The sequence below is a fragment of the Kitasatospora sp. NPDC003701 genome (assembly GCF_053587085.1).
Window position 1 is genome coordinate 1 of sequence record NZ_JBSFNM010000082.1, and the last position, 17,792, is coordinate 17,792.

A 17,792-nucleotide genomic window follows, 5' to 3' on the forward strand; every position below is an offset into this window, starting at 1 on the left:
GGAACAACGCCACCTCGACCGCGAACAGCGCCGCCTGGGCGTGCACCGTCCGGTCCAACACCTCCGCGTCCGACCCCCACACCACCTCGCGCACCGACTCGAAGCCCGGCTCCGCACAGACCGCGTCGAACGCAGCCGCGAACACCGCGAACCGGCCGTACAACTCCCGCCCCATGCCGAGGCGTTGCGACCCCTGCCCGGAGAAGAGGAACGCGAGCGGGGCCGTGGCCGCCGCACCGGTGACGAGGCCGGCGGCGGCCCGGCCCGCCGCCAGGGCGTCCAGGCCGTTCAGGAGCCGCTCGCGGTCACCGGCCACGACGGCGGCCCGCTGCTCCAGCGTCGCCCGGGTGGTCGCCAGCGAGAAGGCGACATCGGTCGGGGTGAGGTCCGCGTCGGCCCGGACGTGCGCGGCCAGCCGCGCGGCCTGGCCGCGCAGCGCCGCCTCGGTCCGGCCGGACAGCAGCCAGGGCAGCGTGCCGGGCATCTCCGGCTGCTCGTCCGAGGGCGGGAGCTCGGCCTGCTCCAGCACGATGTGCGCGTTGGTGCCGCTGATGCCGAAGGCCGACACGCCGGCCCGGCGCGGTCGGCCGGTCGCCGGCCACTCGCGGGTGTCCGTCAGCAGCTCGACCGCACCGGCCGTCCAGTCGACGTGCGAGGAGGGCGCGTCCACGTGCAGGGTCCGCGGCAGCACGCCGCGGCGCAGCGCCATCACCGTCTTGATCACACCGGCGACCCCGGAGGCGGCCTGGGCGTGGCCGATGTTCGACTTGATCGCGCCGAGCAGCAGCGGCCGCGCGGGGTCGCGGTCGCGGCCGTAGGTCGCCAGCAGCGCCTGCGCCTCGATCGGGTCGCCGAGGGTGGTGCCCGTGCCGTGCGCCTCCACGGCGTCGACCTGGTCGGGCGAGAGCTGCGCGTTGGCGAGTGCCGCCCTGATCACCCGTTGCTGGGCGGGGCCGTTGGGGGCGGTGAGCCGGCTGCTGGCGCCGTCCTGGTTGACGGCGGTACCGCGGACCACCGCGAGGACGGGGTGGCCGTTGCGCCGGGCGTCCGAGAGCCGTTCGACCAGCAGGACGCCCACGCCCTCGGACCAGGAGGTGCCGTCGGCGGCCTCGGCGAACGGCTTGCACCGGCCGTCGGGGGCCAGCCCGCGCTGGCGGGAGAACTCGGTGAACAGGCGGGTGGTCGGCATCACGGCCACGCCGCCGGCCAGGGCCAGCGAGCACTCGCCGGCGCGCAGCGCGCGGACGGCCAGGTGCAGGGCGACCAGCGCGGAGGAGCAGGCCGTGTCGACGGTCACCGCCGGCCCTTCCAGGCCGAGGACGTAGGAGATCCGGCCGGAGAGCACGCTGACCGCGCCCCCGGTCAGCAGGTGGCCCTCGGTCTCCGCGGACTGCCGGGCGAGCGAGCCGTAGTCGGTGTCGGCGCCGCCGACGAAGACGCCGGTGTCGCTGCCGCGCAGCGCGGCGGGGTCGATCCGGGCGCCCTCGACCGCCTCCCAGGCGGACTCCAGCAGCAGCCGCTGCTGCGGGTCCATCGCGAGGGCCTCGCGCGGGGCGATGCCGAAGAGTTCCGCGTCGAAGTCGCCCACGCCGTCAAGGAAGCCGCCGTGGCGCACGTAGCTCTTGCCCGGGGTGCCGGGGGTCGGGTCGTAGAGTGCCGCGGTGTCCCAGCCGCGGTCGTCGGGCAGCTCGCCGATGGCGTCGACGCCGTCGGCCACCATCCGCCACAGGTCCTCCGGCGACCGGACGCCGCCGGGGAAGCGGCAGGCCATGCCGACGATCGCGATCGGCTCGTTCTCCCGCGCCTCGACGGTCTCCAGCCGCTGCCTGGTCCGCTTGAGGTCGGCGGTGACCTTCTTGAGGTAGTCGCGGAGCTTGTCCTCGGAGGAGCTGGCCATGGGTGGGGAGACCTCGCAGTTCGGAAAGGGCGTTGCACGGCGTACCGCGTGTTCGGAGGCACCCGTGCGATCTGTGGTGACGGCGGTGGCCGGTGGCGGCCGGCCGGGCTCGGTCAGGCGAGGCCGAGTTCGTTGTCGATGAGGTCGAAGATCTCGTCGTCGGTCGAGGCCGTGAGATCGGCGTCGCCGTGCTCCCCGGTGTCGTCCTCGTCCGGGCTGTCGAGCTTCCACTGCAGTGTCCTGAGCCGCAGGACCAGGTGGGCGCGGGTCTCGGTGTCGAGGTCGGCGCCGGCGACGGCCTTCTCCAGGCCGTCGAGCTCGGCCAGGACGGGTGCGGCCGGTTCGGTGCCCGGCCCGGTCCGCAGGGCGGTGCGCAGATGGCGGGCCAGCCCGGCGGGGGTCGGGTGGTCGAAGATCGCGGTGGTCGGCAGCCGCAGTCCGGTCTCGGTGGTGAGGCGGTTGCGCAGCTCGACCGCCGTCAGCGAGGACATGCCGAGGTCCAGGAAGCCCCGGTCGGCCTCGATCGCCGCGGTGGAGCCGTGGCCGAGGACGGTGGCGACGTGCCCGACGATCAGCTCCAGCAGCAGGTTCTCCTGCTTGGCCGTGCTCAGCCCGGCCAGCCGGTCCCGGAGGTCCTGCTCGGCGCTGCGCCGGTCCCGTGCCCCGGTGGCGCCCGTCGGTTCGGCCCGGCGCGGCAGGACGGGGAGCAGCCCGCGCAGCAGCGCCGGGACGTCACCGGGGGTGAGGGCCCGCAGGTCCAACCGGACCGGGGCCAGCAGCGGGCTGTCGACGGCCGACGCGTGGTCGAGCAGGGCGAGCCCCTGGTCGGCCGAGAGGGGCAGCATCCCGGAGCGGGCGAGGCGGGCGACATCCATGTCGCCCAGGGTGGCCGTCATTCCACTGGAATCTCCCCAGTATCCCCATGCCAGCGAGACGGCGGGCAGGCCGCGCGCCCGGCGGTGCTGGGCCAGGGCGTCGAGGAAGGCGTTGGCGGCCGCGTAGTTGGCCTGCGCCATGCCGCCGGCGAGGCCGGCGAAGGAGGAGAAGAGCACGAAGGCGGCGAGGTCCGCGTCGCGGGTCAGCTCGTGCAGGTGCCAGGCGGCGTCCACCTTGGGCCGCAGGACCTGCGCGACCTGTTCGTCCGTCAGGTTCTCCAGCAGGCCGTCGGCGAGCACGCCCGCCGCGTGCACGACGGCGGTCAGCGGGTGCTCGGCCGGGATGTCGCGCAGGACGGCGGCGAGCCGGTCCCGGTCGGCGGCGTCGCAGGCGACCACGGAGACCTCGGCGCCGAGGCCGGTCAGCTCCGCGCGCAGCTCCTCGGCCCCGGGGGCGTCGAGTCCGCGCCGGCCGGTCAGCAGCAGGTGGCCCACGCCGTGCCGGGTGACCAGGTGCCGGGCGACCAGCGCGCCGAGCGTGCCCGTTCCGCCGGTGACCAGCACGGTGCCCCCGGCCGCGCCGCCCCACTGCCAGGCGAGGGCGGCGGGCTCCGGCGCAGCGGGCTCCGGGGCGGCCGGCTGCGGCGCGGCGGCCGGGACCAGTCGCGGTACCAGCGCCGTCCCGTTCCGCACGGCCAGTTGGGACTCCCCGGCGGCGATCGCGGCCGCCGTCGCGGCGGGCAGCGCCTGCTCGGAGCACGCCCGGTCGTCGAGGTCGGCGAGCAGGAACCGGCCGGGGTGCTCGGACTGCGCGGAGCGCAGCAGGCCCCAGACGGCCGCCGTCGCGGGGGCCGGGACGTCCTCGTGCGCACCGGTGCCGACCGCGCCGGAGGTCACCAGGACCAGCCGCGAGGCCGCGTACCGGGGGTCGGCCAGCCAGCACCGGGCGAGGTCGAGCACGACGCGCACGGCCTCGTGCACAGCGGCGGCGACATCGGTGCCGTCGGCGGCGACGTCGGTGCCGTCGGCGACGTCGGTGGGCGCCTGGGCCGCGAACCGCAGCAGCACCGTCTCGGGCGGGGTCGCCGGCTCCCCGGAGGCGAGGGCCGCACGCAGGTCGGCCGGGCGGTCGAAGACGCGGGCCGGTGCGGCGGACCGGTCGCCGGCGCTCCGGACCGGCAGTTCGCTCCACTCGACCCGGTACAGCGCGCCCCGGTGCTCGGCCGCCGTCGGGGCGTCCTCGGCCCGGGGTGTCGCGTCCAGCCAGTAGCGCTCCCGCTGGAAGGCGTAGGTGGGCAGGTCCACGGCCCGGCCGCCCGCGACCGCGCCGCTCCAGTCGACCCGGACGCCCTGCACATGGGCCTCGGCGAGGGAGGCCAGCACCCGGGCCGGGCCGCCGTCGTCGCGGCGGACGGATCCGATCACCACCGCCTCGGCCTCCGCGGCCGCGACGGTGTCCTCGATGCCCATGGTGAGCACGGGGTGCGGGCTGGCCTCGACGAAGACGTCGTGGCCCTGGTCGAGCAGGGCGCGCACCGACTGCTCCAGGCGCACGGTGCGGCGCAGGTTCTCGAACCAGTAGTGCGCGTCCAGCCGGGTGTCGTGGTCGGCCCAGTCGGCCGTCACCGTCGAGAAGAACGGGATCCGGGCCGGGCGGGTCCGGATGCCGGCCAGGTCCGTCAGCAGGGTCTCGCGGATCCGTTCGACCTGGGCCGAGTGCGAGGCGTAGTCCACCGGGATCCGCTTGGCCCGCACGCCGTCGCCCGCGCAGGACTCGATCAGTTCGGCGAGCGCGCCGGGATCGCCGGAGACGACCACGCCGGCCGGTCCGTTCACGGCGGCGACCGAGATCTGCTCGCCCCAGGCGGCGAGGCGGGCCAGCACCTCGGCGTGCGGCGCCGTCACCGACACCATCCCGCCGTGGCCGGAGAGTCCGGCGGCGATGGCCCGGCTGCGCAGGGCGACCACCTTGGCGGCGTCGGCCGGCGCGAGCAGGCCGGCGACGCAGGCGGCGGCGATCTCGCCCTGGGAGTGCCCCAGGACGGCGGCCGGCTCCACGCCGTGGGCGCGCCAGACCTCGGCCAGCGCGACCATCACCGCCCACAGCGCGGGCTGGGCGACGTCCACCCGGTCGAGGCCGGGCGCGCCCTCGGCGCCGCGCAGCACGGCGCGCAGCGACCAGTCGGTGTAGGGCGCCAGCGCCTGCTCGCACTCGGCGATCCGGTCGGCGAACGCCGTTGAGCCGTCCAGCAGTTCGGCGCCCATGCCGGCCCACTGGGAGCCCTGGCCGGGAAAGACCAGGACGACCTTGCGGTCGCGGCCCGGGGCCCGGCGGCCGTGGACGACCCCGGGCGCCGGCCGGCCCTCGGCCAGCGCGTGCAGTCCGGTGCGCAGGGCCTCGCGGCCGGTGCCGACCACGACGGCCCGGTGTTCGAGGGTGGCGCGTCCGGTGACCAGGGAGGCCGCGGTGTCGAGTGCCTGCGCCGCGTCCAGGCGGTCGAGCAGGGCCCGGGCCTGGCCGCGCAGGGCGGGTGCGCTGCGTGCCGAGAGCAGCAGCGGGAGGGCGGCCGGCTCGGGCGTCGGTTCGGGCGCCGGCTCGGCCGGGCCGGGTTCGGCCTCGGGGGCCTGTTCGAGGATGACGTGCGCATTGGTGCCGCTGATGCCGAAGGAGGAGACGCCGGCCCGGCGCGGCCGCCCGGTGGCCGGCCAGGGGGCGGCCTCGGCGAGCAGGCCGACGGCGCCGGCGGACCAGTCCACCTGCGGGGTGGGGGCGTCGATGTGCAGGCTCTTGGGGAGCAGGCCGTGCCGCATCGCCAGCACCATCTTCATCACCCCGGCCACGCCGGCCGCGGCCTGGCTGTGCCCGATGTTCGACTTGATGGAGCCGAGCAGCAGCGGGTGGCCGGTCGGCCGGTCCTGTCCGTAGGTGGCCAGCAAGGCCTGGGCCTCGATCGGGTCGCCCAGCCGGGTGCCCGTGCCGTGCGCCTCGACGGCGTCCACCTCACCGGCCGTCAGGCCCGCGTTGGCCAGCGCCTGGCGGATCACCCGCTGCTGGGAGGGGCCGTTGGGGGCGCTGAGCCCGTTGCTGGCACCGTCCTGGTTGATCGCGGACCCGCGCAGTACGGCCCAGACCCGGTGGCCGTTGCGCAGCGCGTCGGAGAGCCGCTCGACCACCAGCAGGCCGACGCCCTCGGCGAAGCCCGTCCCGTCGGCAGCCGCCGCGAAGGGCTTGCAGCGGCCGTCGGCGGCCAGGCCGCGCTGGCGGGAGAAGTCGACCATGATCCCCGGGGAGGACATCACGGTCACCCCGCCGGCCAGTGCGAGCGAGCACTCGCCGCCGCGCAGCGCCTGCGCCGCCAGGTGCAGGGCCACCAGCGAGGAGGAGCAAGCGGTGTCGACGGTGACGGCCGGGCCCTCCAGGCCGAGGGTGTAGGCGACCCGGCCGGAGACCACGCTGCCGGCGTTGCCGTTGTTGACGTAGCCCGCGAGCTCCTCGGGCAGCTGCCCGACCCGCCCGATGTAGTCGCTGGAGGAGAGGCCGGCGAAGACGCCGGTCCGGCTGCCCCGCAGCTCCTTCGGGTCGATGCCGGCCCGCTCGACCGCCTCCCAGGCGGTTTCGAGCAGCAGGCGCTGCTGCGGGTCCATCACCAGGGCCTCGTTCGGGCCGATGCCGAAGAAGTCCGCGTCGAACTCGGCGGCCTGGTGCAGGAAGCCGCCCTCCAGGGGGCGGGCGCCGGCGAGCCGGTCGGGGACGGAGTCGTAGAGCCGTGCCACGTCCCAGCCGCGGTCGGTGGGCAGGCCCGCGACGGCGTCGGTGCCCGAGGCGAGCAGGTCCCACAGGTCCTCCGGCGAGCGGACGCCGCCGGGGTAGTGGCAGGCCATGCCGACGATCGCGATCGGCTCGTCGGCGGCGACGGCCGCCGCGGCCGCCGGGGCGCCCGGTTCGGCCGCGCCGCCGGTGAGCTGCGCGGCGAGGTGGTCCGCGAGCGCGCCCGGGCTCGGGTGGTCGAAGACCAGGGTGGCCGGCAGCCGCAGGCCGGTGGCGGTGTTGAGCCGGTTGCGCAGCTCGACCGCGGTGAGCGAGTCGAAGCCCAGGTCGCGGAAGGCCCGGCCGGCGTGGAACGGCTCCGTCCCCGGACGGCCCAGCACCGCGGCGGCGTGGCCGGTCACCAGGTCGAGCAGCAGGGCGCGGCGGTCGGCGGCGCCGAGAGCGGCCAGGCTCCGCCGCAGTCCGTCGGGCGCGGTGGCTTCGGTGGGTCCGGCCGCCGTGCGGGCCCTGCCGCGGAACAGCGCGCGCAGCAGGGCGGGGAGTCGGTCGCGGGTGCGCGCGCGCAGCGCGGTGGTGTCGAGCCGGACGGGGACGAGCTGGGCGCGCCCCGCCGCGACGGCCGCGTCGAACAGCTCGATGCCGTCCCGGGTGTCCAGGCGCAGTCCGCCGCTCTGCCGTGCGCGGGCCAGGTCGGCGGCGTCCAGGTGTCCGGTCATCCCGCTGGCCTGCGCCCACAGGCCCCAGGCGAGCGAGGTGGTGGGCAGCCCGCGGACCCGGCGGTGCTGGGCCAGGCCGTCCAGGAAGGCGTTGGCCGCCGCGTAGTTGCCCTGGCCGGCCGAGCCGAAGACGCCCGCGGCGGAGGAGAAGAGCACCAGGTCGGCGAGGTCCAGTCGTTCGGTCAGCTCGTGCAGGTGCCAGGCGGCGTCGGCCTTGGGCCCGAGGACGGTGCGCAGCCGTCCGGGGGTCAGCGAGGCGAGCACGCCGTCGTCGAGGACGCCGGCGGCGTGCACCACGGCGGTCAGCGGGTGGGCGGCCGGCACCCCGGCCACCAGGTCGGCCAGCGCCTGGCGGTCGGCGGCGTCGCAGGCGGCGAGGGTGACCCGGGCGCCGAGGGCGGTGAGGTCGGCGCGCAGTTGCTCGGCGCCGGTGGCCTCCGGGCCGCGGCGGCCGGCCAGCAGCAGGTGGCGGACGCCGCGTTCGGCGACCAGGTGCCGCGCGATCAGCGCGCCCAGCTCTCCGGTGCCGCCGGTGATCAGCACGGTGCCCTCGGGGTCCCAGGGGCGGGGCACGGTCAGCACGACCTTGCCGGTGTGCCGGGCCTGGGCCATGTGCCGGAACGCCTCGCGGGCGTGCCGGACGTCCCAGGTGGTGGTCGGCAGCGGGCGCAGCGCGCCCTGTTCGAAGAGCGCGACCAGCTCGGTCAGCATCCGCCCGATCCGCTCCGGTCCGGCCTCGACCAGGTCGAAGGCGCGGTAGCCGGCGCCCCGGTGGTCCCGGGCGACCTGTTCGGCGTCGCGGACGTCGGTCTTGCCCATCTCGATCAGGCGCCCGCCCGGGCGCAGCAGGCGCAGCGAGGCGTCCACGTACTCGCCGGCCAGCGAGTTCAGCACCACGTCCACGCCCCGGCCGCCGGTGGCGGTGCGGAACGCGTCCTCGAAGTCCAGGGTCCGGGAGGAGGCCAGGCGTTCGGCGGGCCACCCCTCGGCGCGCAGCAGTTCCTGCTTGGCCTCGCCGGTGGTGCCGTACACCTCGGCGCCCCAGAGCCGGGCCAGCTGGGTCGCGGCCATGCCGACGCCGCCGGTGGCGGCGTGCACCAGGACGGACTCGCCGGGGGCCAGTGCGGCCAGGTCGCGCAGGGCGTAGTAGGCGGTGAGGAAGACCACGGGGACGGCGGCCGCCTCGGTGAAGGTCCAGCCGTGCGGCATCCGTACCAGGACCCGGTGGTCGGCGACGGCCAGCGGGCCGAAGCCGCCGGTCACCATGCCCATCACCCGGTCGCCGGGGGCCAGCCCGGTCACGCCCGGGCCGACCTCGACCACGGTGCCGGCGGCCTCGGAGCCGAGCAGGCGGGCGCCGCCGGGGTACATGCCCAGGGCGTTGAGGACGTCGCGGAAGTTCAGGCCGGCGGCCCGGACGGCGAGCCGGACCTGGCCCGGTTCCAGTGCGGCCGTCGCGTCCGGGGCGGGCAGCAGGGTGAGCCGGTCGACGGTGCCCTTCTCGGTGATGTCCAGCCGCCACGGCCCGTCGCCGTCCGGCGCGGTCAGCGCCGCGCCCGGCCGGGCGCGGACCAGGCGCGGCGCGTGGGCCGCTCCCTGACGCAGTGCCAGCTCGGGCTCGTCGGCCTCCAGCGCGCCGGGCAGGGCGCGCCAGGAGGCGGGCTGCCCGTCGAGGTCGGCGAGGACGATCCGGCCGGGGTGCTCGGTCTGCGCGGAGCGGACCAGCCCCCGGAGTGCGGCGCCGGGCAGGTCGGTGAGGGCCTCACCGGGGTGGGTGGCGACGGCGTGCTCGGTGACCACCAGCAGGCGGGTGGTCGCGAAGCGCTCGTCGGCGAGCCACTCCTGGAGCAGCCCGAGGACGCGGTCCAGCGCGGCGCCGGTCGCCCCGGGGACGATGGGGGCATCGGGGACGGCGGGGTCACCGGTGCGCGGTCGCGGTGCGGTCACCAGGACGACCTCGGGGGCCTCCCGGTCGTCGGCCCCGTCGTCCCAGGCCGTCAGGACGGCCCCGCCCTCGGCCAGGGCGGCCGCGTGGCGCGGTGCGTCGCCGATCAGCGCCCAGCGGGCGGCGGCCGGCGGCGCGGGCCGGTCCGGGAGGGGCACGGCCGGCCACTCGACGGCGAAGAGCGCCTCCTGGACGGCGCCCGACCCGGTGTCCAGGGCGTCGGGCGACAGCGGCCGTACGGCCAGCGCGTCGATCGCGGCCACCGGCCGGCCCGCCCGGTCGGCCAGCAGGACCCGGACGCCGCCCGGCCCGGCCGGGCTCAGCCGCACCCGCAGCGAGGTCGCCCCGGTGGCGTGCAGCGAGACGCCGGTCCAGGAGAACGGCAGGCCGGGCCGGCCGTCCTCGGCGCGCAGCGGCCCGAGGCCCGCCGCGTGCAGGGCGGCGTCCAGCAGCGCCGGGTGGATCCCGAACCGGGCCGCCTGCGGCAGCGCCGCCTCGGGCAGGTCCACCTCGGCGAGGACGTCCTCGCCGAGCCGCCAGGCCGCCCGGAGGCCCTGGAACACCGGGCCGTACTCGTAGCCGGCCGTGCGCAGCGCGGCGTAGAAGCCGTCGACGGGCAGCGGCCGTGCCTCGCGCGGCGGCCAGTCGGCGAAGACCGCGAAGGGGGCGCCGGCGGGCTCGGCCCGGGGCGTGGCGAGGGTGCCGGTGGCGTGTTCGGTCCACGGCGCGTCGGTGTCGCCCCGGCCGGTGTGCACGGTCACCGGCCGCAGGCCCGCCTCGTCGGGGGCGCCGACCGCGATCTGCACCCGCAGCCCGCCGCTCTCGGGCAGCAGCACCGGTGCGTGCAGGGTGAGTTCCTCGATCCGGCCGCAGCCGAGTTCGTCGCCGGCCCGGATCACGGCCTCGGCCAGTGCCGCGCCGGGTACGACCACGACGCCGGCCACGGCGTGCTCGGCGAGCCAGGGGTGGCTGCGCAGCGACCAGCGGGCGGTCGCCACCAGCCCGTCGCCGCCCGCGAGTTGCACGGAGGCGCCGAGCAGCGGGTGGTCCGGTGCGGCCAGGCCCGCCGCGGTGACGTCGCCGGTGGGCGGCGCGCTGCGGGGCCAGAAGCGCTTGTGCTGGAAGGCGTAGGTCGGCAGGTGCGCCGGGTCGGCGGGCCGGCCGGTGAAGAGCGCCGCCCAGTCGACCCGGGCGCCGTGGTTGCGGGCGTCGGCCAGCGAGAGCAGGAACCGTGCGAGTGAGCCCTCGTCGCGCCGCAGCGTGCCGGTGGCGGCGGCGGGGAGCCCGGTGGACTCGATGGTCTCCTGCACGCCGGTGGTGACCACGGGGTGCGGGCCGACCTCGATGAACACCCGGTGGCCGTCGGCCAGCAGGGCCCGGGTGGCCCGCTCGAACTGCACGGTCCGGCGCAGGTTGCGGTACCAGTAGGCGGCGTCCAGCCCGGTGGTGTCGATCGGCGTGCCGCTGACCGTCGAGTAGAAGGGGATCCCGGCCGGGCGGGGCGTGATCGGCGCCAGCAGCGTGGCCAGCTCCTCCTCGATGCGCTCCACCTGCGCGGAGTGCGAGGCGTAGTCGACCGGCACCCGGCGGGCCCGGATGCCGTCCCGCTCGCAGCCGGCGACCAGCGCGTCGAGGGCGTCCGGCGCGCCGGAGACGACCACCGAGGCCGGGCCGTTGACCGCGGCCACCGAGAGCCGCTCGCCGAAGGGCCGGACGCGTTCGCGGACGGCCTCGACCGAGGTCGCCACCGAGACCATCCCGCCCAGGCCGGACAGCGCGGTCAGGGCCCTGCTGCGCAGCGCGACCACCCGGGCGGCGTCCTCCAGCGAGAGCGCGCCGGCCACGCAGGCCGCGGCGATCTCGCCCTGCGAGTGGCCCACCACGGCGGCCGGCCGTACGCCGTGCGCCTGCCACAGGTGCGCGAGGGAGACCATGACGGCGAAGAGCACGGGCTGGACGACGTCGACGTTCTCCAGCGACGGCGCGCCGGGCGCGCCGCGCAGCACGTCGTGCAGCGACCAGTCGACGTGGGGTGCGAGGGCGGCCGCGCAGGCGTCCAGCCGCTCGGCGAAGACCGGGGAGGTGTCCAGCAGGTCCAGCGCCATCCCGGCCCACTGCGAACCCTGGCCGGGGAAGACGAACACCGTCCCGCCGTCGCCCTCGCAGTGGCCCTCGCGGACGGCGGGGTGGGCCCGGCCCTCGGCCAGGGCGTCGAGCCCGGCCAGCAGGGTGTCCCGGTCGGCGGCCACGACGGCCGCGCGGTGGTCCAGCGCGGCCCGGGTGGTCGCCAGCGCGTGGGCGAGGCCGGCCGGTTCGGTGCCGGATGCCGCCAGGTGCCCGGCGAGGCGGCGGGCCTGCTCGCGCAGCGCCCGCGGGGTGTGTGCGGACAGCACCCAGGGCAGCGGTGCCGGGGTGTCGTCGACGGGGCCGGGTGCCGGTTCGGGGTGCGCCTCCAGGATCACGTGGGCGTTGGTGCCGCTGATCCCGAAGGAGGAGACCCCGGCGCGGTACGGGTGGTCGGTGGCGGGCCAGGCGGTCGGCTCGGCGACCGGTTCGACGGCGCCGGCGGACCAGTCGACGTGCGGGGTGGGGGCGTCGAGGTGCAGGCTGGCGGGCACCAGGCCGTGCCGCATCGCCAGCACCGTCTTCATCACGCCCGCGACGCCGGCGGCGGCCTGGGTGTGCCCGAGGTTGGACTTCACCGATCCGAGCAGCAGCGGCCGGTCCTGCGGCCGGTCCTGGCCGTAGGTGGCGAGCAGCGCCTGGGCCTCGATCGGGTCGCCGAGCCGGGTGCCGGTACCGTGCGCCTCGACCACGTCCACCTCACCGGCCGTCAGCCCCGCGTCGGCCAGCGCCTGCCGGATCACCCGCTGCTGGGACGGGCCGTTGGGCGCCGTCAGACCGTTGGAGGCACCGTCCTGGTTCACCGCGCTGCCGCGCACCACCGCCAGCACCGGGTGGCCGTTGCGGACGGCGTCCGAGAGGCGCTCGACCAGCAGCAGCCCCACGCCCTCGCTCCAGCCGGTGCCGTCGGCGGCCGCCGCGAAGGGCTTGCACCGCCCGTCCGGCGCCAGGCCCCGCTGCCGGGAGAACTCCACGAAGGTCTGCGGGGTCGACATCAGGGTCACGCCGCCGGCCAGCGCCAGCGAGCACTCGCCCCGGCGCAGTGACTGGGCGGCCAGGTGCAGGGCCACCAGCGAGGAGGAGCAGGCGGTGTCCACGGTGACCGCCGGCCCCTCGAAGCCGAAGGTGTAGGAGAGCCGGCCGGAGACCACGCTGGACGCGCTGCCGGTCATCAGATAACCGGCCACGTCGTCCTCGGCCGTGTCCAGGACCCGGGGGTAGTCCTGGAAGTTGGAGCCGACGAACACGCCGGTGGCGCTGGCCCGCAGCGAGTCCGGTGCCAGGCCCGCCCGTTCCAGGGTCTCCCAGGCGGTCTCCAGCAGCAGGCGCTGCTGGGGGTCCATCGCCAGCGCCTCGCGCGGCGAGATGCCGAAGAGTTCGGCGTCGAAGCCGGCCAGGTCCGCGAGGAAGCCGCCCTCGCGGACGTAGCTGGTGCCCCGGTGCTCCGGGTCCGGGTGGTAGATCCGCTCGGTGTCCCAGCCGCGCTCGGCCGGGAAGGCGGTGATGCCGTCCGCCCCGTCGGCGAGCAGCCGCCAGAGGTCCTCCGGCGTGCTCACTCCGCCGGGGAAGCGGCAGGCCATCGCCACGATCGCGACGGGCTCGTCGGAACCGGGCCCCGCGGTGGCCGCGGAGACCTCCGTGCCGGGACCGCCCGTCAGCTCGGCCCGCAGGTGGGCGGCGACGGCGACGGCCGTCGGGTGGTCGAAGAGCAGCGTGGCCGGCAGCCGCAGGCCGGTGACGGCGGCGAGCCGGTTGCGCAGCTCGACCGCCGTCAGCGAGTCGAAGCCCAGCTCCCGGAAGGCGCGCTTGGCGTCGATGCCGCCCGGCGAGGCGTGGCCGAGGACCTGGGCGATCTGCTCGCGCAGCAGCTCGACCAGGATGTGCTGCTGCTCGGCCTCGGCGACACCGGCCAGGCGCCCGCGCAGCGGGGAGGTGCCGGTCGGGCCGCCGCCGTCGGCCGGGCGCAGCGCCCGCACCTCGGGCAGGTCGGCGATCAGCGGGCTGGGGCGGGCCGCCGTCAGCAGCGCCGCCAGCGAGCGCCAGTCGACATCGGCCACGGTCGCGCAGGTGGTGCCCCTCGCCACCGCCCGCCGCAGCGCCAGCAGCGCCGGTTCGGGCGCCATCGGGACGAGCCCGCCCCGGCGCGCCCGCTCGGCGGGCAGCGCGGTGCCGGCCATGCCGCCGCCGTCCCAGGGGCCCCAGGCCACCGAGGTCGCGACCAGTCCCTCGGCGCGGCGCTGCTCGGCCAGCGCGTCCAGGTAGGCGTTGGCCGCCGCGTAGTTGGCCTGGCCGGCGTTGCCCAGCACCCCGGAGATCGAGGAGAAGAGCACGAACATCGCCAGCGGGTGGCCCCGGGTCAGCTCGTGGAGGTGGCGTGCCCCTTCGGCCTTGGCGCGCAGAACGCTCGCGAAGCGGTCGGTGGTCAGCGACTCCAGCACGCCGTCGTCCAGTACGCCGGCCGCGTGCACCACGCCGGTCAGCGGCAGCCCGGCGGGGAGCTCGGAGAGCAGCCGGGCCAGCGCCGCCCGGTCCGCGAGGTCGCAGGCGGCGACGGTGACCCGGGCTCCCGCCGCCGTCAGCCGCTCCGTCAGCTCGGCCGCGCCCTCGGCGTCCGCGCCCCGGCGGCCGACCAGCAGCAGGTGCTCGGCGCCGGCGCCGGCCAGCCACTGCGCCACCCGGGCGCCGAGCGCGCCCGTGCCGCCGGTGACCAGCACCGTGCCGCCGGGCGCCGTCCAGCCCTCCTCGGCGCCCGCGCCCGGCGTGCCGGCGGCCGGGATCCGGACCAGTCGGCGGGCGAGCACGCCGGCGGTGCGGACCGCGACCTGGTCCTCGCCGCCGCCGGCGAGAACGCCGGCCAGCCCCGCCAGGATCCGGCCGTCCAGCACCGCCGGCAGGTCCACCAGGCCGCCCCACAGCTGCGGGTGCTCCAGCGCGGCGACCCGCCCGAGGCCCCAGACCTGCGCCTGCACCGCCCCGGACACCGGGTCGGTGCGGTCCACGGCCACCGCCTCGCGGGTGACGCACCACAGCGGTGCCCGGACGCCCGCCCGCTCCAGCGCGCGCAGCAGCTCCGCCGTCGCGGCCAGCCCCTGTGGCACCGCCGGGTGCCCGGGGTGCGGGCGCTCGTCCAGGGCCAGGACGGAGAGCACCCCGGCCGGCGGCTCCCCCGCGAGGGGCTCCGCGGCCAGCCGGGCGGTGACCTCCGTCAGGTCCTCGCCCGGCACGGCCAGGCGTTCGATCTGCACGCCCCGGGCGGCCAGGCCGTCGAGCAGGGCGGCCGACCAGCCGTCGTCGTCGACGCCCTGCGGGAGGACGGCCAGCCACCGCCCGGCCGCCGGCCGCTCCGGGCGGGCGGTGACCGGCGTCCACGACGCCCGGTAGCTCCACCCGTCCGCGGTGGAGGCCTCCCGCCGCTGCCGCCGCCAGGTCGCCAGGACGGGGAGCAGGTCGTCGAGCGAGGCCTCGGCCGCCCGCCCCTCGATCCCGAGCACGGCGGACGCCTCCCGCAGGGCCCCGCGCTCCACCGCCGCCCAGAAGGCGGTCTCCACCGGGTCGGTCGGCGCCTCACCCGTCACCACGTCCAGGGCGCCGGTCGGCGGCCAGAACCGCCGGCGCTGGAAGGCGTAGGTCGGCAGCTCGACGCGGCACGCCCGCGCCCCGGGGTCCAGCGCGGCCCAGTCGACCCGCACCCCGTGGACGTGCAGCCGGGCCAGCGCGTCCAGCGCCGTCGCCTCCTCGCCGCGGTCCTTGCGCAGCAGGGGGACCAGCACGGCGTCCGCACCGGCCGACTCGCGGGCGATCGCGGAGAGCACCCCGTCCGGGCCGAGCTCGACGAAGCGGGTGACGCCCCGGGCCTCCAGGGTGCGCACACCGTCGGCGAAGCGGACCGGCTCGCGGGCGTGGCGCACCCAGTACTCCGGCGAGCGGAGCTGCTCCTCGGTCGCGAGCCCGCCGGTCAGGTCGGAGACCACCGGGATCGCGGGCGCGCCGAACCGCAGCCCCGCCAGGACCCGGCCGAACTCCGCCAGCATCGGGTCCATCAGCGGGGAGTGGAAGGCGTGGCTCACCCGCAGCCGGGTCGTCCTGCGGCCCTGCTCCGCGAAGTGGACGCGGATCCGCTCGACCGCGTCCCGGTGGCCGGAGACCACCACGGACGTGGGCCCGTTGACGGCGGCCAGCGCGACGAACTCGCCGAGCAGGGGCAGGACTTCCGCCTCGGTGGCGTCGAGGGCGGCCATCGCGCCGCCCTCGGGCAGCGCCTGCATCAGCCGGCCCCGCGCCGCCACCAGGGTGCAGGCGTCGGCCGGGGAGAACACCCCGGCCACGTGCGCGGCGGCGATCCCGCCGATCGAGTGGCCGGCCACGAACTGCGGCTTCACGCCCCAGGACTCGACCAGCCGGAAGAGCGCGACCTCCACCGCGAACAGCGCGGCCTGGGCGTGCTCCGTCCGGTCCAGCAGCTGCGCGTCCTCGCCCCAGACGACCTCGCGCAGCGGTCCGTCGAACCCGGCGCAGACGGCGTCGAAGGCCTGCGCGAAGACCGGGTACCGGCCGTACAGCTCCCGCCCCATGCCGAGCCGCTGCGAGCCCTGGCCGGAGAAGAGGAAGGCCACCGGCGCCTTCGCCGCCTCCCCCTCGATCAGTCCGGTGGCGGTCCGCCCCTCGGCGAGGGCGTCCAGTCCGCGCAGCGCCTCCTCCCGGTCGGCCGCGACCACGACGGCGCGGTGCTCCAGCAGGGCCCGGGTGGTCGCCAGCGAGCCGGCCACGTCGGCGGGGGCGAGCTCCGGGCGGGACCGCACATGGGCGGCCAGCCGCCCGGCCTGCGCGCGCAGCGCCTCGGTGCTCCTGGCCGACACCAGCCAGACCGGGAGCGCGGGCCGATCCGCCGCCGGCTGCTGCTCGGCCGGGGGCTCGGGAGCCTGCTCGACGATCACATGGGCGTTGGTCCCGCTGACGCCGAACGAGGAGACGGCCGCCCGCCGCGGTCGGCCGGTGGCGGGCCAGGCGGTCGGCTCGGTGAGCAGTTCGACGGCGCCGGCGGACCAGTCGACGTGCGGAGTGGGGGCGTCGATGTGCAGGCCGGCGGGCACCAGGCCGTGCCGCATCGCCAGCACCGTCTTCATCACGCCCGCGACCCCCGAAGCCGCCTGGGTGTGCCCGAGGTTGGACTTCAGCGACCCGAGCAGCAGCGGCCGGTCCTGCGGCCGGCCCTGGCCGTAGGTGGCCAGCAGGGCCGCCGCCTCGATCGGGTCGCCCAGCCGGGTGCCGGTGCCGTGCGCCTCGACCACGTCCACCTCGGACGCGGAGAGCCCGGCGTCGGCCAGCGCCTGCCGGATGACCCGCTGCTGGGACGGGCCGTTGGGCGCCGTCAGACCGTTGGACGCGCCGTCCTGGTTCACCGCACTGCCGCGCACCACCGCCAGCACCGGGTGGCCGTTGCGGACGGCGTCCGAGAGGCGCTCGACCAGCAGCAGCCCCGCACCCTCGCTCCACGCGGTGCCGTCGGCCGCCGCCGCGAACGGCTTGCACCGCCCGTCCGGCGCCAGCCCCCGCTGCCGGGAGAACTCCACGAACATCTGCGGCGTCGACATCACCGTGACACCGCCGGCCAGCGCCAGCGAGCACTCGCCCCGGCGCAGCGACTGCACGGCCAGGTGCAGGGCCACCAGCGAGGAGGAGCAGGCGGTGTCCACGGTGACCGCCGGCCCCTCCAGGCCGAGCACGTAGGAGATCCGCCCGGAGGCCACGCTGACGGTGTTGCCGGTCAGCAGGTGACCGCCCAGCTCCTCCTGGGGCCGCCCGGTGAGCACCGTGTCGTAGCCGCCGTGGCCGGTGCCGACGAACACGCCGGTGGGCGAGGAGCGCAGCGAGTCGGGGGATATCCCGGCCTGCTCGACGGCCTCCCAGGCCGTCTCCAGCAGCAGCCGCTGCTGCGGGTCCATCGCCAGCGCCTCGCGCGGCGAGATGCCGAAGAAGCCGGCGTCGAACTCCGCCGCCCCGTGCAGGAACCCGCTCGCGCGGGTGGAGGTGGTGCCCGGGTGGTCCGGGTCGGGGTCGTACAGCGTGTCGAGGTCCCAGCCCCGGTCGGCGGGGAAGCCCGAGACCGCGTCGACGCCGTCGCGCACCAGCTCCCACAGCTCCCCGGGGGAGCGGACACCGCCCGGATAGCGGCAGGCCATCCCGACGATCGCGATCGGCTCCCGGCTCCGCCCGTCCACCTCGCGCAGCTGCTCGCGAGTCTCGTGAAGGTCTGCGACGGCCCGCTTCAGATAGTCGCGGAGCTTCTCCTCGTTCGACATCACGATGTCAACCTCTCGGGGTGAGATGCCGGGCTCCTGACATCCAGGTCCGACCCGCCGCCCAGTCTGACCACGGTCGACCCCGGTTTTCCCTAGAGCCGGGGGTGCGGCAGGAGGGGGTCCGGGCGGGCGAAGGCGCACCGGGCTCCCGCTCGGGGTGCCCGGTG

Annotated in this window: 2 protein-coding genes; both read right to left on the reverse strand. The window is 77.2% G+C overall.

Translation table 11 applies throughout. The features are described 5' to 3' along the window. Positions 1–1,897 (reverse strand): type I polyketide synthase (locus ACWDRR_RS40430; RefSeq protein ID WP_449777300.1); only part of this gene is annotated, 1,897 nt, incomplete at its 3' end. A gap of 113 nt (positions 1,898–2,010) precedes the next feature. Further along, positions 2,011–17,625 carry a type I polyketide synthase gene (locus tag ACWDRR_RS40435; RefSeq protein WP_449777301.1) on the reverse strand — a complete coding sequence of 5,205 codons (15,615 nt, stop codon included), beginning with the start codon at positions 17,623–17,625 and terminating at the stop codon, positions 2,011–2,013. Between the last annotated feature and the right edge of the window lie 167 nt (positions 17,626–17,792).